24 protein-coding genes are annotated in these 21253 nt (G+C 60.8%); 7 read left to right on the plus strand and 17 right to left on the minus strand.

What is annotated here, in order from left to right; all coding sequences use genetic code 11:
* Positions 1-10: 10 nt before the first annotated feature.
* From LCM4573_RS14765 to LCM4573_RS14835, 15 genes are all read right to left on the minus strand, one after another.
* Positions 11-685, minus strand: a complete 675-nt coding sequence (locus LCM4573_RS14765; RefSeq protein ID WP_071007147.1) for a 4-carboxy-4-hydroxy-2-oxoadipate aldolase/oxaloacetate decarboxylase — start codon at positions 683-685, stop codon at positions 11-13.
* Positions 686-779: 94 nt separating this feature from the next.
* On the minus strand, positions 780-1616 hold the full coding sequence (locus tag LCM4573_RS14770; protein ID WP_071007148.1) for an ABC transporter substrate-binding protein: 837 nt from the start codon (positions 1614-1616) through the stop codon (positions 780-782).
* Between the two features lie 30 nt (positions 1617-1646).
* Positions 1647-2414: an amino acid ABC transporter ATP-binding protein gene (locus LCM4573_RS14775; protein WP_071007149.1), complete on the minus strand. Its 768-nt coding sequence runs from the start codon at positions 2412-2414 to the stop codon at positions 1647-1649.
* Positions 2411-3172: an amino acid ABC transporter permease gene (locus LCM4573_RS14780; RefSeq protein ID WP_071007150.1), complete on the minus strand. Its 762-nt coding sequence runs from the start codon at positions 3170-3172 to the stop codon at positions 2411-2413. Before LCM4573_RS14780 ends, LCM4573_RS14775 begins: the two co-directional genes overlap by 4 nt.
* Positions 3169-3876: an amino acid ABC transporter permease gene (locus LCM4573_RS14785; protein ID WP_071007151.1), complete on the minus strand. Its 708-nt coding sequence runs from the start codon at positions 3874-3876 to the stop codon at positions 3169-3171. The genes LCM4573_RS14780 and LCM4573_RS14785 overlap by 4 nt, the downstream gene beginning before the upstream one ends.
* The gene (locus LCM4573_RS14790; RefSeq protein WP_071007152.1) at positions 3873-4655 is read right to left on the minus strand and encodes an SDR family oxidoreductase; all 783 of its coding nucleotides are present in this window, start codon (positions 4653-4655) and stop codon (positions 3873-3875) included. The genes LCM4573_RS14785 and LCM4573_RS14790 overlap by 4 nt, the downstream gene beginning before the upstream one ends.
* Positions 4656-4792: 137 nt before the next feature.
* Positions 4793-5569, minus strand: coding sequence for an HpcH/HpaI aldolase/citrate lyase family protein (locus LCM4573_RS14795; RefSeq protein ID WP_071007153.1), 777 nt, complete (start codon positions 5567-5569; stop codon positions 4793-4795).
* Between the two features lie 32 nt (positions 5570-5601).
* Positions 5602-6540, minus strand: a complete 939-nt coding sequence (locus LCM4573_RS14800) for a 2-hydroxyacid dehydrogenase (protein ID WP_071007154.1) — start codon at positions 6538-6540, stop codon at positions 5602-5604.
* A 10-nt stretch (positions 6541-6550) separates the two neighbouring features.
* The gene (locus LCM4573_RS14805) at positions 6551-7306 is read right to left on the minus strand and encodes an SDR family oxidoreductase (protein ID WP_071007155.1); all 756 of its coding nucleotides are present in this window, start codon (positions 7304-7306) and stop codon (positions 6551-6553) included.
* Positions 7303-8289 carry a D-erythronate dehydrogenase gene (gene denD / locus LCM4573_RS14810; protein ID WP_071007156.1) on the minus strand — a complete coding sequence of 329 codons (987 nt, stop codon included), beginning with the start codon at positions 8287-8289 and terminating at the stop codon, positions 7303-7305. Before denD ends, LCM4573_RS14805 begins: the two co-directional genes overlap by 4 nt.
* A 45-nt stretch (positions 8290-8334) precedes the next feature.
* A complete protein-coding gene (locus tag LCM4573_RS14815) occupies positions 8335-9846 on the minus strand; it encodes a tripartite tricarboxylate transporter permease (protein WP_071007157.1) in 1512 nt (503 codons plus the stop codon).
* Positions 9843-10301, minus strand: coding sequence for a tripartite tricarboxylate transporter TctB family protein (locus tag LCM4573_RS14820; RefSeq protein WP_071007158.1), 459 nt, complete (start codon positions 10299-10301; stop codon positions 9843-9845). The genes LCM4573_RS14815 and LCM4573_RS14820 overlap by 4 nt, the downstream gene beginning before the upstream one ends.
* A gap of 73 nt (positions 10302-10374) precedes the next feature.
* A complete protein-coding gene (locus LCM4573_RS14825; RefSeq protein WP_071007159.1) occupies positions 10375-11043 on the minus strand; it encodes a 4-carboxy-4-hydroxy-2-oxoadipate aldolase/oxaloacetate decarboxylase in 669 nt (222 codons plus the stop codon).
* Positions 11044-11134: 91 nt separating this feature from the next.
* The gene (locus LCM4573_RS14830) at positions 11135-12088 is read right to left on the minus strand and encodes a tripartite tricarboxylate transporter substrate binding protein (RefSeq protein WP_071007160.1); all 954 of its coding nucleotides are present in this window, start codon (positions 12086-12088) and stop codon (positions 11135-11137) included.
* A gap of 93 nt (positions 12089-12181) precedes the next feature.
* Positions 12182-13066, minus strand: coding sequence for a LysR family transcriptional regulator (locus LCM4573_RS14835; RefSeq protein ID WP_071007161.1), 885 nt, complete (start codon positions 13064-13066; stop codon positions 12182-12184).
* 201 nt (positions 13067-13267) lie between these two features.
* Here LCM4573_RS14835 and LCM4573_RS14840 point away from each other — a divergent pair, with 201 nt between their 5' ends.
* A complete protein-coding gene (locus LCM4573_RS14840) occupies positions 13268-14188 on the plus strand; it encodes a DMT family transporter (protein ID WP_071007162.1) in 921 nt (306 codons plus the stop codon).
* Here LCM4573_RS14840 and LCM4573_RS14845 read toward each other — a convergent pair.
* Positions 14169-15086, minus strand: a complete 918-nt coding sequence (locus LCM4573_RS14845; RefSeq protein ID WP_071007163.1) for a DMT family transporter — start codon at positions 15084-15086, stop codon at positions 14169-14171. The genes LCM4573_RS14840 and LCM4573_RS14845 overlap by 20 nt on opposite strands.
* 197 nt (positions 15087-15283) lie before the next feature.
* On the opposite strand from LCM4573_RS14845, the gene LCM4573_RS14850 reads away from it, so the two are divergent.
* Genes LCM4573_RS14850 through LCM4573_RS14875 form a run of 6 tightly spaced genes read left to right on the plus strand, consistent with a single transcriptional unit; the run spans position 15284 to position 20062 of the window.
* On the plus strand, positions 15284-15733 hold the full coding sequence (locus LCM4573_RS14850) for an acetyl-CoA carboxylase biotin carboxyl carrier protein subunit (RefSeq protein WP_071007164.1): 450 nt from the start codon (positions 15284-15286) through the stop codon (positions 15731-15733).
* A complete protein-coding gene (gene accC / locus LCM4573_RS14855) occupies positions 15730-17130 on the plus strand; it encodes an acetyl-CoA carboxylase biotin carboxylase subunit (protein WP_071007165.1) in 1401 nt (466 codons plus the stop codon). The genes LCM4573_RS14850 and accC overlap by 4 nt, the downstream gene beginning before the upstream one ends.
* A complete protein-coding gene (locus tag LCM4573_RS14860) occupies positions 17127-17573 on the plus strand; it encodes a hypothetical protein (RefSeq protein WP_071007166.1) in 447 nt (148 codons plus the stop codon). The genes accC and LCM4573_RS14860 overlap by 4 nt, the downstream gene beginning before the upstream one ends.
* Positions 17570-18277, plus strand: a complete 708-nt coding sequence (gene pxpB, locus LCM4573_RS14865) for a 5-oxoprolinase subunit PxpB (protein ID WP_407071735.1) — start codon at positions 17570-17572, stop codon at positions 18275-18277. Before LCM4573_RS14860 ends, pxpB begins: the two co-directional genes overlap by 4 nt.
* A complete protein-coding gene (locus LCM4573_RS14870; RefSeq protein WP_071007167.1) occupies positions 18274-19272 on the plus strand; it encodes a biotin-dependent carboxyltransferase family protein in 999 nt (332 codons plus the stop codon). The genes pxpB and LCM4573_RS14870 overlap by 4 nt, the downstream gene beginning before the upstream one ends.
* Positions 19273-19294: 22 nt before the next feature.
* The gene (locus tag LCM4573_RS14875; RefSeq protein WP_071007168.1) at positions 19295-20062 is read left to right on the plus strand and encodes a 5-oxoprolinase subunit PxpA; all 768 of its coding nucleotides are present in this window, start codon (positions 19295-19297) and stop codon (positions 20060-20062) included.
* Positions 20063-20148: 86 nt separating this feature from the next.
* On the opposite strand, the gene LCM4573_RS14880 is transcribed toward LCM4573_RS14875, so the two are convergent.
* A complete protein-coding gene (locus LCM4573_RS14880) occupies positions 20149-21252 on the minus strand; it encodes an ABC transporter ATP-binding protein (RefSeq protein WP_071007169.1) in 1104 nt (367 codons plus the stop codon).
* Position 21253 lies beyond the last annotated feature (1 nt).

Genomic DNA, 21253 nt, shown 5'->3' on the forward strand with positions numbered 1-21253 from the left:
ACAGAGTAGGTCAGATATCGACGACCAGTCCCTTGGCCTTCAGCACCGGTTCCAGCTTGCTCACTTCGATGACGGATTTGCCCTGCTTGTAAGCCTCGATATAGCCGGCTTCGGCATCTTCACGGGCCTGCGAGAGCCTTGCCGCTTTCTGGGCCTCATCGCGGCGAACGACGACCAGCCCGTCCGCGTCACCGACGATGATGTCGCCCGGATTGATGATCTCGCCGCCAACAATGACAGGATCGTTGAGCGCGCCGAGCGTTTCCTTGACCGTACCCTTGATGCAGACGCTCAAAGAGAAGACCGGAAAGCCGAGTTCTCTGAGCTGCAAGGTGTCGCGCACGCCGGTATCCGTCACCAGCCCGCCGATACCCTTGGCGAGGCAGGCATTGGCGAGGACATCGCCGAACGAGCCGGCTTCCTCGTACTCGCCGGCCGATACCACGATGATATCGCCCGGCTTGGCATAGTTGATCGCAAGCTGAAGCATGATGTTGTCGCGGGGGGCGCATTTGACCGTGAACGCCGGACCGCAGAGCTTCATTCGGTAATCCACTGGCTTGAGGCGGGAAGACAGCGCCCCTTTGCGCCCCTGCGCCTCATGGATGGTCGCCGGAGAGAATTTCGCGACGGCTTCGATGTCGCCCTTGCTCGGACGTTGAGCGATATCTTTGATATGAATCATGAAAAACTCCCATGGTTGAAGGGACGGCGGAAAGATCCCGCCGTCTGCAATGATCGGTTTGCCGTTATGGAGCTCGCCTGAGCGGATAGGCCGCTTAGGGGATCGGATCGAACTTGAGTTCCGAGAGCGGCACCACCTTTTCAGTGCGGCTCATCTTGTATTCTGTGTCCGGGCCGAGCCACTTGTCCCAGATCTTGTTGATCTCGCCGTCCGCATCGAGCTTACGGAGAACCTCGTTGACCTTGGCGGTCAGCTTCGGATTATCCTTGGCCATGCCGATGCCGATCGGCTGGAAGAGCATCGGCTCTTCGATCATCCGCATTTCCTTGCCTCGGGTCTTGGATTCGTTGACGAACTTGGTCATCGTCATCGTATTTCCGACGATGCCGCGCGCCTTGCCCTGCTGGACAGCGAGATAAGCGGAGGCTGTGTCCTGGAAGGTTAGCGGCTCGGACTTGTTGAGCTTGACGGAAAGTTCCGACGTCGAACCCTTGCTGGAAGCGATACGCTGTCCGACGTAATCCGCCTTCTTGGTGCCGGGATCATCCACCGGAACGATCAGCATTTCCTTGGCCAGATAGTAGGGATCGCTGAATTGTATCTGTTCGGCCCGACTCTGCGTATAGGCGAGATTGGCGACCGCCAGGTCCACGCGTCCGAGCTTGACTTCCGGAACGCGTGCCTCGACCGAGACGGGCTTGATTTGAGCCTCGACGCCCAGTTCCCTTGCGATGGCGTTACAAAGATCGACATCGAAGCCGACCATCTCACGGCTCTTCGGGTCCGGCGCGGCAAACGGCGGAACGTCCGCGAATGTTGCGCAGCGTAGCGTCTTGTTCTCCAATATGGTGTCGAGCTGATCCGCCTTTGCCGGAACCGCTGCCGTCGAAGCCGCGAGTGCAAAAGTGAAAGTGAGGCATTTCCAGTTCATTGCTGTTCTCCTTGGTTTTTATGAGTTCAATTAGTGTCTGAGATCGGCGAGAAACCGCTGGGCACGAGGATGCCGGGGGTTCTTGAAGAACTCCTCCGGCGCCGCCGTCTCAAGGATCTCTCCCGCATCGATGAACCAGATCCGGTCCGCGACCTCCCGTGCAAAGCCCATCTCATGGGTGACGCAGAGCATCGTCATACCCTCCGCCGCGAGGCTCTTCATGACGGCGAGCACCTCGCCAACCATTTCGGGATCGAGCGCGCTGGTCGGCTCGTCGAAGAGCATCACGGGCGGTTCCATGGCAAGCGCCCGCGCGATCGCGACACGCTGCTGCTGGCCGCCGGAAAGCTGGCCGGGATAGGCCTCGGCCTTGTCGGCAAGACCGACCCGGTCCAGCAGCCTGAGAGCCTTGTCGCGTGCAACGTCCCGCGCAACCCCCTTCACCCGGATGGGCGACATGGAAATATTCTCCACCACCGAGAGATGCGGGAAGAGATTAAAGCTCTGAAACACGAAGCCGACGCGGCTGCGCAGGTTGTTCAGCTCCTTCGCGCGCATCTGCGCATGGATGTTCCTGCCATCCAGCGTGATCGAGCCACTGTTGATCTCTTCGAGGCGGTTGATCGTACGGATGAGTGTCGACTTGCCGGAACCGGACGGCCCGCAAATGACTACGACCTCGCCCCGCGCCACATGCGCATCGATATTCTTCAGGACCTGATAGTTGCCATAGCTCTTGCAGACCTGTGAAAGCTGGATCGTCTGCACGTCCTGGGGTGTTGGAACCGACGCGGTCATAGCTGCTCCGTAATGATTTTGGAGGGAGCCGTGATCGCTTCTGGGGCGTCGCTCTCACGGAAGCCGGTGCGCCGACGGGCGATACGCCGCTCAAGCAGATTTGCGACATATGTCAGCGACCAGCAGATGACGTAGTAGACAATTGCCAGGATCAGGAAGACCTGGAAGGGCTGCGTCAGGAGCTGGTTGTTCACCTGGTTCGCGGCAAAGGTCAGGTCCGGCACGTTGATCACATAGCCGAGTGTCGTGTCCTTGATGGTGGATACAAAGGTCGAGATGATGCTCGGGATCATATTGTAGAGCGCCTGCGGCAGGATGACATAACGCATCGCGCTGGAATAGCTGTGCCCCAGCGCGCGCGCCGCATCCATCTGGCCCGGCCCGAGCGCGAGGATGCCAGCGCGCACGACCTCGCTCATGAATGCGCCCTGATAGATGATAAGTGTCGTCAGCATCGTGATGAAGCTCGGCACATCCGCGCCGGTCCACAATGGAACGAGAAAATAGCTCCACAGAATGAGCATCAGCAACGGTACGCCACGGGTGAAATAGACGAKGGCGGTTACCGGCCAGCGAAGCACCCGCCAATTCGAGATCCGGGCAAGCGCCATCAGAATGCTGACGGGGAAGGCGAGCGCAATGCTCAGCGCCGAAAGGATGAGCGTGTTCGCAARCCCTCCCAGAGGGCCGTTGGGATACTGGCCGATGAGCAGCAGGAGCCAGTAATCCTTGATGATCGCGATCATGTCCTGGATCATGCCGGCGCCCTCCGGACAGGGTTGGCGCGGAAGGAGAGATAGGCTCCAACCCCCATGATCAGCAGTGAGAAGAAGAGATAGAGGACGGTCGCGATGAGATAGACCTCGAACGTTCGGAAGCTCAGGTTTTCGACTTCCTTGACGGCATGCGTCAGTTCGGGGGCGCCGATGAGAACGCCAAGGCTGCTGTTCTTGAACAAGGATGTGCTGTGATTGATGAGCGGCGGCAAAGCGTTGCGTACACCTTGAGGCATGATGACGAAACGCATCGCCGACCCATAGCTGTGGCCCAGCGCGCGGGCCGCTTCCATCTGGCCCGGATTGATCGAACGTACGCCTGAACGCAGGTCCTCGCTGAAATAGGCCGCTTGGCAGAGCCCAAGGCCGATAACGGCRAAGATCGCCTCCGCATTGTGTGCAGAAAGCCAGCTTGTCAGCCCGCTCGGCAGCAGCGTGAATATACCGAAGTACCAAAGCATGAGCTGTACGAGCGTCGGAACGTTGCGATGATAGGAAACGTAAGCCGCGACCAGCGGATCGCCGAAGCGAAATGGCGACAGGCGAATGGCAAGAAGGATGAGCGCAAGCGACATCGCAAGCAACCAGGAACCGGCATAGATGATGAATGTCATCTGGATGCCGTGCAGAAGCATCGAGACATATTCCGGATTGCTCAGAATTGCTGAAAGGTCGAAACCACTCACGCGGCCTTACCTCCGGATCCGCCGGCCGACGCGTAGGGAAGCTGCGGCTTTGCCGTCTGGAGCCCGCCCATGACCTGCAGCGTCGGCGTAATCTCCATATGTCCGACATTCATGGCGACGGGCGCCGAAATGGCAAATGCGATGGCATCGGCGATGTCGGATGCCTGAGGCAGCTCGAAACCATCGATGAAGCGCTCGCGCACGCTCGGATCATTGCCATGGACATGGTTGAATATATCCGTCGCAACCCGTCCGGGGCAAATCTCCGTCACCCTCACCCGTTTTCCGAAAGCATCGAGGCGCAGCTGGTTGGACAGCATCGCAACGCCGGCCTTGCTGGCATGGTAGGTCGAGTTTCCGCCGAAATTGTAGTTGCCGGCGATCGACGAAATATTGACGACGTGGCCGCGATCCCGCGCCACCATGCCCGGCACCACCATGCGGCAAAGGTGCAGCACAGCCCTGAGGTTGACGTCGATTAGGAGATCGATGTCGCCTTCGTCGGCCTCGAGGAACTTCTTGGGTCGGTCGACGCCGGCATTGTTGACAAGGATATCGAACTCCACCTCACTCGTAAGCTTCGCCAGAGCTGCCCGATCGGTCACGTCGATGGCATGGGCAATACATCCCGTGCGCTCCGCAAGCCGGCTAAGCGCATCCGCATTCCGCGCGATCGCATGTACCTCCAGACCCTCGCGGCAAAGCCGCTCCACCACGGCGGCGCCTATGCCGGAAGAGGCGCCTGTGACGAGTGCGGTCCTGTAGTCTGAGAATGGCATGTCTGTCCCCTATGGTTGACGAGACATTAGTGAAGCTTTCATGGCTTGCCTAAGACCGATTTTTTTTGGACCAATAAGCAACTTGTATGGACGTCCCATCCATCTGAAAGATCACCGAAAGCCTGTCACAAAGTGTGCTACCTGGCGGAAGCGATTTCCGGCCGCTCTACCACGCTTCTCAGAAAAACCGCGTCTATCGAATAGGCGATGAACTGGTGGCCGGCCCGAGCGCTTGCGTTCAGCGCATCGGGCGATGGCGTCACCACATGCTGTCCGTGGGCGACCTTGGCGGCGCGCGAGCGTTCGCAGACTTTTTCGATCACCGCCTTGAAATCGGGATGATCGAATTCGCCGATCAGCCCCATGGATGCCGAAAGGTCGTAGGGCCCGATGAAAATCGCATCCAGGCCCGGCACGGCAAGTATCTCGTCTATATGCGCAACCGCATTGATGTGCTCGATCATGGCGACGACGAGCGGGCCTCTCGCCTCCCCGCCGCGATATCGATCGAAATCCCGCCCGAAAAGATTGGCGCGGGAAAATCCGACCCCGCGCGTGCCCGCGGGCGGCCAGGCGCATGCCGAGATGAGGCCCGACAATTGCTCGGCTGTTTCGATCATCGGCAGGATGATACCGCCGGCGCCGGCGTCCAGTGCCTGCTTGCAGTCTTTCGCGGTAGCCTCGGCAACACGTGCCAACGGCAGCGTACCCCCGAGTTCARGCGCCCGGAAGAGGTCAGGCAGCACCTTGCTGCCCATCGTGCCGTGTTCCAGGTCGACGGCCACCCAGTCATAACCTGCCCGGCCGAGGATCTCGGCCACCGAACTGTCAGGGATCTGCATCCAGCTTCCAATGGAAGCCTCACCCTGCGCAAGCTTGCGGCGGACCTCTTGTATGTGGGCATATCTGTTCATTCGAAAACCTGTGAAATGGAAAGGATRGCGGGCTAGACGACCGGGGTCGGCAATTCGGTTCCGGCGAAGTGAGCATCCAGGTTGGCCAGCACCAGGGTCGCCATTTCCCCCCGGGTTTCATGCGTGGCTGCCCCTATATGCGGAGCGAGGACCACATTCTGCATTCCGATGAGTTCCTGGGGCACGTGGGGTTCGTTTTCGAACACGTCGAGCGCCGCCCCCCTCAACCCGCCGGAGGTGAGAACATCGACCAGCGCCTTTTCGTCGACCAGCGATCCCCTGGATATATTGACGAGCACACCATTGGTGCCAAGGGCTTCGAGCACGCCACGGTCGATCACATGCCGCGTTTCAGGCGTCGCGGCCGCGGCAACGATCAGGACATCGCAGGCCCTGGCCAGAGATAGYGGCGAGGAATGATACTCATAGGCAACGTCCGGCTGCTTCCCCCGGCCGCAATAAGCTATATCGGCATTGAATGCTTCCAGGCGGATGGCGATCGCCTTGCCGATCCGACCGAGGCCATAGATGCCGTATCGCCGCCGCGACGCCTTGTTGCTCAAGGGCATCTCGCCGCTTTTCCATTGACCGGACCGCACATAATTGTCGGCCCGGACGAGCTGGCGCAGAACAGCGATGGAAAGGCCGATGGCGAGATCCGCCACGTCCTCCGTCAGCACATCCGGCGTATTGGTTACCCGAAAACCCCGCGCGCGCGCCTGATGAAGATCGACCTTGTCGAAGCCCACGCCGTTGATCGCTACGATCTCCAGATTGGGAAGTGCCGCTGCCAGTTCATGCGAAACGCCGAGATGTCCGCCGGTCACGATCGCCTTGATGGCACCGCGCTCGGCCTGAAGAAACGCCTGCTTGTCTGAAATCTCGTACCAGCGGTGGACGCGGAACCGCTTTTGCAGTTCCGCCTCCATCTGCGGCGTGAGCGGATACATCTGCAGAAGGCCCGCCTTCATCTTCCCCTCCTCACCCGCGTCCGACGAACGGCATTGCGGTCGCCATGACGGTCATCGTCAGCACGTTTGCCTCCAGCGGCAGCGACGCCATATACACGACGGCCTTGGCGATGATGCTCACATCGATGGTCGGCTCCATCGCGGTGCTGCCATCGGCTTGCAGAACGCCTGTCGCCATGGCGCGTGTCATCTCGGTGCTGGCATTGCCGATATCGATCTGGCCGCATGCAATGTCGAACGGACGGCCATCCAGCGCCGCCGATTTCGTGAGGCCGGTGATCGCATGCTTGGTCGCCGTATAAGGTGCTGAACGCGGACGCGGCGTGGTGGCGGAAATCGAGCCGTTGTTGATGATGCGGCCGCCCTGCGGCGTCTGCGCCTTCATCTGGCGGAACGCTGCCTGCGTGCAGAGGAACGCACCGGTCAGGTTCGCGCTGACCACCGCATCCCACGTCTCGAACGGCAGATCCTCGATATGGACGGCCGGGGCCGACATGCCGGCATTGTTGACCAGGAGATCCAGGCGGCCGAACCGATTATTCACATGGGAGAAAAGTTCCTCGACATCTGCCGGCTTGGAAATGTCGGCCGGAACGGCCAGAACACGGTCCGAATATCCATTCCATTCGGACGCGACCGCTTCAAGAACCTCCCGGCGGCGGCCGGTAATCGCGATGCTGTAGCCATCTTCCAGCAGGGCGGCCGAGATAGCCTTGCCGATCCCGGTGCCGCCCCCCGTCACCAGCGCAATCCTCGCCGTGCTCATGCTGTTTTCCCCTCGAATTCGTCCTCGACATGCGCCTCGATGATCTCGGTAAAGGATGTTTCCGCCCTGAAACCGAGAGACAGGGCTAGCTGCGGGTCATAGTCCTCCGCCCAACCGTCTACGATCCTGATGATCCGTTCGTCGGGCACCCGCTTGATGAGAGCGACCGCCTTCTCTCCCGCGAAGGCACGCAGGGCCTCGATCTCATCTGCAACGGTCGCCGAAAGGCCCGGCATGATGAGGTTGCGCCGGGCACCCAGGTCGGAGAGATCGATGGATGCCGCATGCAGGAGAAAGCCGACGGCCGACCGGGGGCTCGCGAACCAATGCCGGACTGTGTCAGCGACCGGAAGGATCGCTTCCTGTCCCACTAGCGGTTCGCGCAGGATGTTCGAGAAGAAGCCGGAGGCGGCTGCATTCGGCTTGCCGGGACGGATGCAGATCGTCGGAAGGCGGATGCTGACGCCGTCGAAGAAACCACGGCGGCTGTAATCAGCCAGAAGCAGTTCCACAATCGCCTTTTGCGTTCCGTAGCTCGTCAGYGGCGCCGTCAGGAACTCGTCGCCGATGCGTTTCGGAAAGGGAGAGCCGAATACGGCGAGCGAGGAGCAGAACACCACGCGCGGGCGATATCCGCTCTTTTGGTGTTCCAGGCGGATCGCCTCGAACAGCAAGCGTCCGCCGTCGAGATTGATGAGATAGCCTTTCTCGAAATCCGCTTCCGCCTCTCCAGAGACCACAGCGGCGAGATTGAAGATCACGTCGGGCCGTTTCTCGACGAGCGCGGCAGCCACACCCGCTTGCGAAAGATCGCTCCGCTCGACATTGAGCTTGCCGCCGAAACCTTTCGGCGCCGCCGGCTCGAAAATGTCGGTCAGGGTCATCTCGGTGATTTTCGCACCATTTATCTCACCGTCCGCGACGAGCCGCTGCGTCATTTTGCGGCCGATCATTCCAGCTGCGCCGATTACGAGGATATGCATGTTTCACCTTTGATTTCTGTCGGCAGAGCCGGTTCGACTTGATTGTCAGTCCTCGTCGCCCTGGAACACGACCTCGCGGCGGCGCATGACGGCAGGCAAAGCCATCATGATCACGACGATGACGGATAGGGAGAGCAGGGCCGCGCTGATCGGATGAGTGACGAAGGTCGAGAAACTTCCTTGGGAGATCAGCAGGCTGAGGCGCATGTTCTGCTCGAGCAGCGGTCCCAGCACGAAGCCCAGCACCAGGGGCGCGGGCTCGCAGCCGATCTTGCGCAGGAAGAACCCGACGATCCCGAATATTCCGCAGAACAGAACGTCGACGATGCTGTAGGAAAACCCATATGCTCCGATCGCGCAGAACATCAGGATAGCCGGACACAGGAAGCGATAGGGAATGCCGAGAAGGCGTACCCAGATGCCGATCAGCGGCAGGTTCAGGACGAGCAGCATCAGGTTGCCCAGCCACATGCTGGCGATCAGTCCCCAGAAAAGGTCCGGACGCGACTGCATGACCTCGGGTCCGGGCGTGATGCCCTGGATCATCATGGCGCCTACCATCAGCGCCATCAGGCCGTTCGCGGGAATACCGAGCGTCAGGAGCGGGATGAAGGAGGTCTGCGCGCCGGCATTGTTCGCGCTTTCCGGGCCGGCCAGCCCTTCGATCGCGCCGTTGCCGAAGCGGGCGGGGTTCTTGGAGATCTTTTTCTCCAGTGCATAGCTGGCGAAGGAACTCATGATGGCGCCGCCGCCGGGAAGCACGCCGAGGAAGGAGCCGAGCGCCGTGCCGCGCAGGACGGCGGGAAACGCCTGCCTGAGATCCTGCCTCGTGGGCATGAAGGATCCGGTCTTTGCCGTTCCGATATCCCGCTCCACGCCCTGCTGGAGATTGATGAGAATTTCGCTGACGCCGAGAAGGCCGATAGCGAGTACGACGAAATCGATGCCGTCGAAAAGCTCGGCCATGCCGAACGTGAAGCGCTGCTCGCCCGATGTCGGGTCGATGCCCACGAGGCTCAGCCCGATGCCGAAGGCGACCATGCCAACGGCCTTGATCGGAGAGCCGCTCGACAGAAGCACGGCGAACAGAAGCCCGAATATCACGAGGCTGAAATAATCCGCCGGACCGAAGGCGAGCGCAACCGCCGAAAGAGGCTTCGCGACGACAACGATGAGAACGGTCGCTACCGTGCCCGCGAAGAAGGAACCGAGCGCGGCGGTGGCGAGCGCAACCCCTGCCCTTCCCTGCCTGGCCATCGCATACCCATCCAGGCAGGTGACGACGGAAGAGGATTCGCCGGGCAGGTTGACGAGGATCGCCGTGGTGGAGCCGCCGTACTGGGCCCCATAGAAAATGCCGGCCAGCATGATCAAGGCGGCCGTGTCCGGCATCGTATAGGTGATGGGTAGCAGCAGGGCGACGGTCGCCGAAGGACCGATGCCGGGCAATATTCCGATCATCGTGCCGAGGGTGACGCCCAGCAGGCAATAGAAGAGGTTGACCGGGGTTACGGCGACGCCGAAGCCGAGCGCGATATGGGAAAGGAGATCGGTCATGGCAGCAGCGGTATCCTCTGCCCGAGGCCAACGACGAAGATGAGGATGCAGGCGGCGATGAGAGCTGCGGCAAGCAGAAGAACTTCCAGAGGCCTGATCCTGCCGTAGGCGATGCAGGCGAGCACGATCAGGAACAGAGCCGCGCCGAGGAAGCCCACCCGCTCTATCAGTAGGGCAAAACCGATGATCCCGGCGACAGCCAGGAAGGGTCGGACCTTCGGCGCCACCCAGGCTTCCGACTGCGTCTCGCTCCAGAAATCCTGCGCCAGCAGCAGAATGCCGAGGCAGAGCATCAGCGCGGCAATGATCGTCGGCATGTAGCCGGGGCCGGGCTGGAAATTGGTGCCCATGCCGAGATTGCGCGAACCGACGTAGAAGCAGGCCGCGACGAGAACGAAGAACACGCCGGACAGCATATTCGCCGTGACTTTGGATGGGCTTTTCTTGTCGGACATGGCTCTCCTCCTCCCTGTTTTTCGCTCCGGCGTATGGAAGCGCCGGAGCAACCGAATTTCGAAGAGAACCGGATCAATCCGACCAGACGCATCCTTTGGACCGCATCATCTCGTAGCGGTCTTCGATATCCATCCTGCCCTGGCGGTGCAGCTCCATCATGTGGTTCTCGTGATCGTCGCGTTCCCGGCAGGCCTTGACCAGCTTGGCGATATCCTTCTCCCGAACGACGACCACGCCGTCGTCATCGCCGCAGACGATGTCGCCGGGGCTGATCAGCTCACCGCCGACGACCACCGGATGGTTGATCGTGCCGAGCGTGTCCTTGGACGTCCCCTTCATGCAAAGCCCGAGAGAGAAGACCGGGAAGCCGATCTCGCGAAGGCCTTTGCCATCGCGCACCGCGGCGCTGACCACGAAGCCAACGATGCCCTTGCCGATGCAGGCCGCGGCCAGCACGTCGCCGAAACCGCCCTGGTTCGGATTGTCGCCACCGTCGATCACCAGAACGTCGCCCGGCTTGGCGAGGTTGATCGCTTCGAAGATCATCAGGTTGTCGCCGATATGGCATTTGGCGGTGATCGCCGGTCCGCAAACCTTCAGGCCCGGCTTGATCGGCTTGATGCGATAATCGAGAGCGCCGAGCTTGCCCTGCGCTTCATGAATGGTCGCCGGGCTGAACTTGCTGATTGCCTCGATATCGGCTTTCGACGGCCTTTCGAAATTGCGGATGACATGCGCCATGGTTCGGTTCCTTTTCAATAGGGATGGTCGAGCCGCATTGCGGCCCAGACCGGCGTTGTTCATGAGGTGGGAGAACGGCTGTCGCAGCCGGTTATTTGGTCCAGGGCTTGCTTTTCCAGAGCTCGGCCAGGTTCGCATTGCCCTGCTTCAAGGCCTCGGCGAACTCACCCTGGGTCAACGGCAGCATGATCAGCTCGCGCTTCTTTGCTTCGGCTGTGTAATCCGGATCGTTGAGCGCCTTCTGGAACGCGTCGAGCAGCTTGGCCTCGACATCGGCGGGCAAGCCCTTCGGCGCGCCGAACCCGGCCAAAAGGTTGAATTGCACGTTGTAGCCTGCCTCCTTGAAGGTCGGCACATCGGGAGAAAGCGGAGAGCGCGTCGCACCCGACGTTGCAAGGACACGCAATTCACCCGAACGATGGTCGGCGAACACCTCGTTGAGGTTCATGAAACCGAGGGTCACATGATTGCCGAGCATCGCGAGCCTTGCTGGCCCTCCGCCGTTGAAGGGCACGAAATTGAGCTTGATGCCCGCCGCCTCCTCGAAGAGCAGGGCGGTGATCTGGCTCGGATGACCGACGCCCGTCACGCCCACCACGACGGGATTTGCCTTGGCGGCATCGACGAACTCCTGCACTGTCTTGATCGGCGAGGCCTTGTTGACCGTCAGCGCAAGATCGCCGCCGATCTGGTTCGCCAGCGGCGTGAAAGCGTCCTCCTTGTAGCTCGCATTGCCCTGAACGATCGGCGAATACATGGACGGGAAATTCAAGGCGCCGATCGTGTAGCCGTCTGGCTTGGAGTTGGCGATGTAGGTCGCGCCGATCAGGCCACCCGCTCCTTCGCGGTTCTCGACCACGACCGATGTGCCGAGGTATTTTTCGAGATAGGGCACCAGCGCCCGCGACTGGATGTCGGTTCCGCCTCCTGCGGGATAGCCGACGATCAGAGTGACAGGACGTTCGGGATATTCAGCCACCGCTCCACCGGCAACCAGTACCCCAACAGCAGACATCAAGCCGAATAGAACCTTCCTCGCGTGCATATCTTTTCCTCCCTGGATACGCTTTGATCGCAAGCTAGGGAAAAGAAATCACGGACACCAATATTGAGTTTTCAAACTACCTATAGAGATCGTTTATAGGTCTGACGCGCCTGGCCCCGCGACCTTCCGCAGCAAATCCCTGAACAGGATGAACGTACGATCGTCCATATCCTTGCTCCTCAGAAGATGGACCGAACGATAAATGACCGGATCGACGATATGAGCGGCCTTCAACTGCCCGGCCTCATATTCCTGACGTATCGAATTCCACGATAGGATCGAGGCGCCCATTCCGGCGCTGACGGCCCGCTTGATGGTATCCTGCCCATCGATCTCCATTGTCACGTTAAGTGAAATTCCGGCGCGCTCCGCGGCATTGTCGATGGAGACACGAAGCGGATTATCCCTCGGTGGCAGGATAAGATCGAGCTTCGCTGCGGCATTCAGCGGGATCGATTTGCCGATCGGTTTAGCCGACACCGCAAACAGGCTCTCATTGACGATAAGATCGTCGGCCGCGTCGGCCGCACCCACGAGAGCTACGGCCATATCGACCCTTCCAAGGCTGATCAGGCGAAGCGACTCTTCGTTTCTCGCTTCGATGACGCGAAGAAACACCTTGGGCATGAACGCCGCGACCTCGCTGATGATACGGGGCGTGAACGCGGTGGCCCAGGATGGAACGAGGCTGAGCCGGATCACCCGCTCGTCCAGTTCGCCAATCGCCCTTATCTCCGTTTCCGCCTGCCGAACCCTTTCGACGATAGCGCGCGCGTGCGACAGGAGAAGCTCGCCTTTCTCGGTCGCCTGCACCCCGCGCGCCAACCTGTGGAGGACAGGAAATCCGACGAGCCTTTCAAGTTCCGTGATGTGATGGCTGAGCGCCGGCTGTGCGATCCCGAGCTGCCTCGCCGCCGCCGACATCGAACCGCAATCGGCAATCGCCACCAGATATCGCAGCCTCCGCAGATCCAACATCCCCTTGGCTCCTCCCCTGTTGGCTTGGACCGGGAACCGGTCACGCCTCATTCTGACACGRCGTCCTCCGTGCAGGAACACCTTATCGCTTCCCCACCCTGCCTGCCCGCGATGGGGTCAGACAAGTTTCTTATGGCTGCGTCCGTGGGCTTTTCTACCCCGGTCCGCCGTGACACGGTCAGCCAGAGGATGGGGAGCGGGATGGACCCGAAATTGGGAATATTGCTCAAGCTGACGGCAATGTTGGCATTCACGGTCATGTCCGCCTGCGTGAAGGGTTTGAACGGCTCCATCCCGATCGGTGAAGTCATCTTCGCCCGGGCGTTTTTCGCGCTTCTCCCGCTTTGCCTCTGGCTATGGCTTTCCTCGCTGCAGGTGAAGGCCCTGGCCAGGGCTAACATTCCCAGCCTGCTCGCCGGCAGCTTCGCCGGACTGGGCGGGATGTTCTTCGGGTTCCTGGCCCTGGCCTATCTGCCGCTGGTGAACGTGACGGTGCTCAGCTACACGACGCCATTGTTCACCATCATGCTTGCCGCGTTTCTTCTGGGAGAAACCGTGCGCATCTACCGGTGGTCCGCCGTCCTCGTGGGGTTCATCGGAGTTTTCGTGACCCTGTCGCCCGATCTGCTCGCCTTCAATCCGGCAGGCGGCGTCCATCAGATCGACAATTCGACGATGATCGGGATGGCTCTCGCGCTCGCCGGAGCGCTTTGCGCCGCCTTCTCTTCCATTGCCATCAGACGGCTGAACAGCATCGAGCAACCGGTCCGCATCGTCCTCGTCTACACGCTGACCGGCATGATCGTCGGCTTTGCCACCATCGGCCTGGGCTGGAAAATGCCCGATATGACGCAAGGCCTGCTGCTCGTCGGCTGCGGGCTTGCGGGCGGCATCGGGCAAATCACCATGACGCTCAGCCTGCGGCACKCCCAGGCCTCGCTCCTTGCACCCTTCGATTACACGACGATGATCTGGGCAATCGCCCTTGGCTACATCTTCATGGCAGAAGTGCCGACGTCGGCGACCATTCTCGGAGCCCTGATGGTCATCGCCGCTGGTCTCTTCGCCATGTGGCGCGAAAGCCGGTTCGCACGGCAGACCATCAGGGAGCGGCGAACATGACCTGTTCGGCGATCCGTTTCCTGCGGATGCGCTGCTCCCTCCACAACGTAAAAAGTCCGGCAGCCACGACGATGGCGGCGCCGATGAGCGTACTCGCCGCCGGTACCTGGTCCATGAGGGCATAACCGATCAGGAGAGCCCAGATCATCGACGTGTAATCGAAAGGCGCGAGAAGCGATGCTTCCGCATAGCGGAGGCTCAAGGTCACCAGAATTTGTGCGATCCCGCCGACTAGGCCGGCGCCTATCAGCAACGTCCATTGCCAGGCGGTTGGCATTTCCCAGCCCAATCCGATGCTCGCAAGGCCGATAACGGTCGTGAACATGGTGAAGTAGAATATGATCGCGCCGGTGTTCTCGGTCTGCGTTAAATGCCTGATCTGGATCATCGAAACGGCGGAAAAGAAGGCGGCGGAAAGCCCGAAAATGCCGCCGATCAATGCTGCGCCGCCTTCGGAAGAGATGTGCCAGGGAGCGTGCGGCGACAGAATTATCAGAATGCCGCTGAGCCCTACCATGACCGCCGTCCAGCGGTAGATGCGCACCACCTCCTTGAGAAGGAGTGCCGCAAGCATGACCGTGAAGAGCGGGGTCGCATAGCTGATCGCCGTCGCATCCGCCAGGGGAAGGTAGGTCAGCGCCAGGTAGCTGAAGATCATTCCGCCGCTCCCCGAGAAGCTCCTCACAAGGTGCCCGCCGATATGATTGGTGGCGATCTCCTTCCGAAATCCGCCTTGCGAGATCATCCAGATACAAAGCGGCAACAGAGCGATGGCCGAGCGGAAAAAGATGACCTGGCCGATCGGAATATCTCCCTTGAGCCCGCTGATGCAGGCGCCCATCAGCACGAGGGCAAGCGCTGCAGAGATCTTGAGGAGAATACCTTTGCGAGAGTCCATTCTTCATTTCCCTGTCGGCCACTCCACCCTTTCAGCATGCCGATCCCCGATCTCAAACCTGAAAACGGTGTCCATAGAAACTTCGTCTGACCCCATCAGCGCCACACGCGTGGTAGCAATCGTCAAAGAGATGAATGCGTGAAATGGAGTCCTATCTGTTGCCGCTTCGTCGATGAAAAAGATGTCGAGAGCCGGAAATGGATCTGGATAAGATCAAGAAACTGATAGAATTCGTCGGCGCATCACGAGTGTCCGAATTGACCGTCACCGAAAACGGCACCTCGGTTCGGATCGTGCGTGAGGACAAGACGACCTCCCCGTTGCACCATGCCCCGCAAGCAGCGGAGACGGAGCCTGCTCCCAAATCTGCGGGCGAAGAACTAGCCAACTCCCCTGCTCCGGTGATCTCTCCGTCCAAGGTCGTCGCCGCGCCATCCTTCGGCCTCTTCCATCGCGCCCCAAGTCCGGGTTCGCCTCCCTTCGTCGAGATCGGCGATCGGATCGAGGCCGGGCAGGAGCTCTTCATCATCGAGGCGATGAAGGTCTTCAGCACCGTCAGGGCCGAACGTGGCGGAAAGGTCGCGAGGTTTCTTGCCGATGATGGCGAGGACGTCGAGCTGGGTCAGCCGGTGCTGGAGCTCGAATGATGGATTTGTCACCGATCAAGGGCGATACGGCGGACCAAAAGGCGGCATTCGACAGCGTTCTCATTGCGAACCGTGGCGAGATCGCGCTGAGAGTGCAGCGTGCCTGCCGGGAACTCGGCCTTCGGACCGTCATGGTGTGCTCGGAAGCCGACAGGGATGCGGACTATCTGGCTGCGGCCGATACCGCCATTTGCATCGGTCCTGCTCCACCCGGCCAGAGCTATCTCAACAAATCGGCAATCCTGCTTGCCATGAAACTAACGGGAGCTGGCGCGGTCCATCCGGGTTACGGCTTCCTCTCGGAAAATGCCGCCTTTTCGGAAGCCGTCGATCAGATGGGCGCAGTCTTCATCGGTCCGCGAGCGGATGCCATTCGCACCATGGGCGACAAGATTGCCGCCAAGAAGGCAATGATGGCGGCGGGCGTGCCATGCGTTCCGGGGCCTGACTCCGCCCTGCCGGACGATCCGGCCGAGATTGGAAAGATCGCCGCCGAAATCGGCTATCCCGTCATCGTGAAGGCGGCCGGCGGCGGCGGCGGTCGCGGCATGCGCGTCGTTCATGACCCCGACGCCCTCTCGGATGCCGTCCTCGTCACACGGGAAGAAGCGCGGCGGGCTTTCGGAACGCCGGAACTCTATATCGAAAAGTTCCTCGAACATCCCCGCCATATCGAAATCCAGGTTCTGTGCGATAACCATGGCGGCGCGGTGTGGGTTGGATTGCGCGACTGCTCCATGCAGCGGCGACATCAGAAGGTCGTGGAAGAAGGCCCTGCCATCGGCATTCCGGCCGAAGCTGCAACCTTCGTCGGAAACCGATGCGTGGAAGCCTGCCGCCAGATTGGCTATCGCGGGGTCGGCACATTCGAGTTTCTCTACGAAAATGGCGAGTTCTACTTCATCGAGATGAACACCCGTCTGCAGGTGGAGCATCCGGTGACCGAAATGACGTCCGGGGTCGACCTTGTCCGCCAGCAGTTGCTGGTTGCCCTTGGCCATCGGCTTGAAATCGAGCAGGATGACATCGCCTGCGATGGTCATTCCATCGAATGCCGCATCAATGCGGAAGACCCCTACACATTCGCGCCCTCCCCCGGATTGATCACGGGCGTTCGGCTGCCGGGAGGCCCCGGCGTCCGGGTGGATACGCATGTCGCGGCGGGCTATCGCGTCTCGGCGCATTACGATTCTCTGATTGCCAAGCTGATCGTCCATGCACCAACCCGCGAGCAGGCGATCATGCGCATGCGGCGGGCTCTCGATGAAATGCAGATCGGGGGTGTTTCCACCAATCTGCCGCTCCACCGCGAGATACTTCAGGATCCCGCGTTCGCAGCCGGGGGCCCAGACATCCATCATCTCGAAAAATGGCTTGCCGCACGAGGTGCCCAGTGAAGAAGBGCCCTCCTTCAATTTCCCGGTTCAGCGATCYGGATATACTTGCGGAAATTGCCGCGCATCTCGACCGGAACAACGTATCCACCATCGAAATAGAAACGTTTGACGGCGAGCTGAAAATCATGTCGCCGGTCCGCTCCGGGCAATCTATCGTTCCGCAACCTGTCGTCCCGCAAGCCGCTCCGGTTCGCGAAGAACCTACACTCGCCCGCGCTCCGATCGCCGGCATTTTCCTGCCAGCCCATCCTTTACGGCCCGAGCACACGATCCAGCCCGGCCGATCGATCACTGAAGGCGAGATCGTAGCATTCATGAAGGCCGGACCGGTGCTCACACCCGTAACCGCCGAGAAGGGCGGTGTCGTCGCCGCCGTCACGGCGGAACCGGGAACGCTCGTCGGATATGGGTATGCTCTCCTCAAGGCCACGGCTGAATGGTGATGTCCATGACCAACACCTCGCTGAAAGCTCCCCATCTCTCCCCTGCTCACATGGGACTGCCGAAAATATCGATGATCGGCAATCGAAGCTATCTCGTGGAAGCCCCCGGCGAGCTCGACCTTCCCGCCCAGCGGCGCATCTGGGCTCTGGCGCGTACATTGAAGGATCGCGCCGACGTCCTGGAGCTCATTCCGGGCATGACCAATCTTCTGATCGTCCTGCGCAGGACAGCCCAGGACGACGACCGCCTGCAGGCCGAAATCCTGGAGATCTGGCAGCAGACCGCCGAACTGGACCTACTTGGAAAGACCATCGACGTGCCGACGACCTACGGCGGCGAGCATGCGATCGATCTGCCCGCGATCTGCGACTATTCCGGCCTGCCGGACAAGGAAGTTGTGCGCCTTCACTGGGAACGGACCTATACCGTTTTCGCGGTCGGCAGCGCGCCGGGCTTCGGCTATCTCGGCGGCCTCGACCCGCGTATCTTCATGCCGCGCAAGAAGGTGCCGTCTCTGCGCATGCTGAAAGGCATGGTGACCATAGGCGGCATGCAGTCCGGCATCTCCGTCCTGACCGGGCCGAATGGATGGAATTCGCTCGGCTTTGCCGAAATCACCATGTTTGACGCCAAAGCCGAACCGCCGGCCTTGCTTGCACCGGGAGATCGCGTTCGGTTTCTTCCCGAAAGGATCGAGCTATGATCCACGTTGTCGGCTGCGGACCGCTGAACACGGTCCAGGACCTCGGACGCGCGGGGTATCGTAACATCGGCGTCACCGCCACCGGCGCGATGGACCCGATCGCGTTGAAGGTCGGCAACCTTCTCGTCGGTAACGAGGAGGACGCCGCCGGCATTGAAATCCAGACCTTCCCATTCCGGATCGAGTTCGACGAGACGCAGGTCTTCTCCCTCACCGGAGCCRATTGCTCAGCTCGTCTCGACGGRCAGGATTTGCCGCCGTGGTGGTGTATCCGCGCCGAAAAGGGGCAAGTCCTCGAGCTTTCCACACCGCGCAAGAATGCGCGCGCCTATCTCTGTTTCAAGGGCGGCATCGACGTGCCCCTCGTCATGGGTTCGCGAAGCACCTCGCTTCGCGGCTCCTTCGGCGGCCATGACGGCCGGCCGCTCGCGACCGGCGACATCCTCTCGGTGCTGCCGAGTGAACCGACATCGTTGCCGGCCACGGGTCTCGGCATCATGCCCCTTGCCGAAGCCTTGCCGGATATCTTTCCGGTCTCTTCGAACGGCGATCTGATCGTGCGGGCCATTCCCGCAGCGGAGCACGACCTCTTCGGCGGCGATGCGGATCGCTTCTGGTCTGAGCCCTGGAAAATCACTTCGCAAAGCGACCGGACCGGCTACCGGCTTGCAGGAACGCCGCTCCAGCTTTCAACCCCGGTAGAACTGCGCTCCTACGGCGTCATTCCCGGCGTAGTGCAGGTTCCTCCCGGTGGGGAGCCGATCATCCAGATGAGCGACGCCAACACTGCCGGCGGGTATCCCAAAATGGCGGGCGTTATCGACGGTGATCTCTGGCGGCTCGGACAGGCCCGGATCGGCAGCCGCATATCATTCGTGCGGGCAAACCTGCGCGACGCGATCGAAGTCGAAAAGGCGATCGAGGCCTATTTCACCGACATAAGGCAGACTTTGCCTCTGGTCTCGTCGGCGCTCGGCGTCATGGCGAAGCGATAGTTCAACAGGACAAGAGGATACCATGAAGATCGATCTCAATTCCGACATGGGCGAAGGTTTCGGCGTCTACAAGGTCTGCGACGACGAGCAGCTCATGGGTATCGTGTCGTCGGCGAATGTCGCCTGCGGCTTCCACGCGGGCGACCCGGAGATGATGGCGCGCATGGTGCGGCTGGCGAAAAAGAATGGCGTCGGTGTCGGCGCCCATCCGGGGCTTGCCGATCGCCTCGGCTTCGGCCGGCGCGAAATCCCGGTCGATGCGGAAGAGATGGAGCAGCAGGTGCTTTACCAGCTCGGCGCCCTTTCCGCGATCGCCAGGGCGCAGGACGTTGCCCTCTCCCACATCAGCTTTCACGCCGCCATGGGCAATATGATCAACCGCGACCGGTCACTTGCCGAGCGCATCATGAAAAAGATCAGGGCAATCGATCCGGATCTCATTGTCTTTTCCATGCCGGGCATGATCATCGAACAGGCAGCCCTGGATTGCGGCCTGAAGGTCCTGAACCTCTTCCTGGCTGACAGAGCCTATGACGTGGAGGGCCAGCTCGTATCGCGCAAGCTGCCGAACTCGGTCATCAAGGAGGAAATGAAGGTCCGCGCCCGCGTGCGTCAGTTCCTCGAAAACGGTACGGTCACCACCATCGAAGGCGAAACCCTTTCCGTGCGAGCGAAGTCGATCCTCGTTCATAGCGATACGCCCGGCTCGCTCGAGCTCGCGCGGACCGTCCGCAGCGAAATCGAGGCGTGCGGCGGCAAGGTTGCCCCGGCCAGGGAAGTATTGGCCTGATCCGGTTTCGCTCGCCACCACTCGATTGACAAAAAAGCTCCGCGGCCAAGTCCGCGGAGCTTTTTTTGCCGGCCTCTGCGGTTCCGTCAGTTGACCTGGATCACGTGATTGCTGTCGCTGTTCCAACTCAGCTCGACACGATCGCCGACCGCGCTGATCGCCTTGGTGAAACCTTCCGTCTGGGTCTGCCGGTAGGCGATCATCGGCTCACCGTTGTTGAGACGCAGGTAGTAGTGGAGCATGAAGCCCCGATAGACGACCTGCTCCACTAGCGCGACGGTGGAATTTGCCCGGCCACCTCCCGCATCACCGGCCAAAGGCGAGACGGAGACCGCTTCCGGCCGAACCGTCACCACGACCTTGTCGCCCTGCACCGTCCCCATGTCCTCCACGTCCAGCAGCACGCCGGAAGCGGACAGGAGCTTCGCCGAACGGCCATTGCGGTGCTGCACGGTCGCTTCGAAGAAGTTCGACGCGCCGATGAAGCCGGCGACGAAACGCGTCCTCGGCTTCTGGTAGATTTCACCTGCGGAGGCGATCTGTTCCAAATTGCCCTGCTGCATGACGGCAATCTGGTCGGCCATGGTCAAAGCTTCGTCCTGGTCATGCGTCACCATGATGGTCGTCAGTCCGAGCCGCTGCTGCAGGCTACGGATTTCCACCTGCATGCTTTCCCTAAGGCCCTTGTCGAGCGCACCGAGCGGCTCATCCAGAAGCAGCATCGACGGCTCGATCACCAGGGCGCGTGCCAACGCGACACGCTGTTGCTGACCGCCCGAAAGCTGCAGGGGCAGTCGGTCGCCGAACGTCTGAAGCTGGACCAGATCCAGGGCCTGCTTCACGCGCTCTTCCCGCTCGGCTTTGGAGATGCCCCGCATTTCAAGACCGAAAGCGACATTCTCGGCCACCGTCATATGGGGAAACAGCGCATAGTTCTGGAAAAGCATCCCGACATTGCGGCGGTGGACCGGAGTGTGCGTGGTCGGCTTGCCGCCGACCACGATTTCCCCCGACGTGGGTTCAACAAGCCCGGCAATCATGCGGAGGCAGGTGGTCTTCCCGCATCCGCTGGGACCGAGAAGTGCGAGTATCTCGCCCGCCTTGACGGTGAGCGAAACATTGTCGACGGCGATGACTTGGCCGCTGTAGTGCTTGGTCAGGCTTTCCAGGCGGACTTCGACGGACTTCATG

Source organism: Rhizobium sp. LCM 4573, assembly GCF_001854865.1.
Lineage (GTDB): Bacteria > Pseudomonadota > Alphaproteobacteria > Rhizobiales > Rhizobiaceae > Neorhizobium.

Bases quoted from the DNA above. Each gene is read 5' to 3' on its own strand.
- LCM4573_RS14765 (WP_071007147.1), bottom strand. From the start codon at position 685: ATGATTCATATCAAAGATATCGCTCAACGTCCGAGCAAGGGCGACATC.
- LCM4573_RS14770 (WP_071007148.1), bottom strand. From the start codon at position 1,616: ATGAACTGGAAATGCCTCACTTTCACTTTTGCACTCGCGGCTTCGACG.
- LCM4573_RS14775 (WP_071007149.1), bottom strand. From the start codon at position 2,414: ATGACCGCGTCGGTTCCAACACCCCAGGACGTGCAGACGATCCAGCTT.
- LCM4573_RS14790 (WP_071007152.1), bottom strand. From the start codon at position 4,655: ATGCCATTCTCAGACTACAGGACCGCACTCGTCACAGGCGCCTCTTCC.
- LCM4573_RS14805 (WP_071007155.1), bottom strand. From the start codon at position 7,306: ATGAGCACGGCGAGGATTGCGCTGGTGACGGGGGGCGGCACCGGGATC.
- LCM4573_RS14815 (WP_071007157.1), bottom strand. From the start codon at position 9,846: ATGACCGATCTCCTTTCCCATATCGCGCTCGGCTTCGGCGTCGCCGTA.
- LCM4573_RS14820 (WP_071007158.1), bottom strand. From the start codon at position 10,301: ATGTCCGACAAGAAAAGCCCATCCAAAGTCACGGCGAATATGCTGTCC.
- LCM4573_RS14825 (WP_071007159.1), bottom strand. From the start codon at position 11,043: ATGGCGCATGTCATCCGCAATTTCGAAAGGCCGTCGAAAGCCGATATC.
- LCM4573_RS14830 (WP_071007160.1), bottom strand. From the start codon at position 12,088: ATGCACGCGAGGAAGGTTCTATTCGGCTTGATGTCTGCTGTTGGGGTA.
- LCM4573_RS14835 (WP_071007161.1), bottom strand. From the start codon at position 13,066: ATGTTGGATCTGCGGAGGCTGCGATATCTGGTGGCGATTGCCGATTGC.
- LCM4573_RS14845 (WP_071007163.1), bottom strand. From the start codon at position 15,086: ATGGACTCTCGCAAAGGTATTCTCCTCAAGATCTCTGCAGCGCTTGCC.
- LCM4573_RS14850 (WP_071007164.1), top strand. From the start codon at position 15,284: ATGGATCTGGATAAGATCAAGAAACTGATAGAATTCGTCGGCGCATCA.
- accC (WP_071007165.1), top strand. From the start codon at position 15,730: ATGATGGATTTGTCACCGATCAAGGGCGATACGGCGGACCAAAAGGCG.
- LCM4573_RS14875 (WP_071007168.1), top strand. From the start codon at position 19,295: ATGAAGATCGATCTCAATTCCGACATGGGCGAAGGTTTCGGCGTCTAC.
- LCM4573_RS14880 (WP_071007169.1), bottom strand. From the start codon at position 21,252: ATGAAGTCCGTCGAAGTCCGCCTGGAAAGCCTGACCAAGCACTACAGC.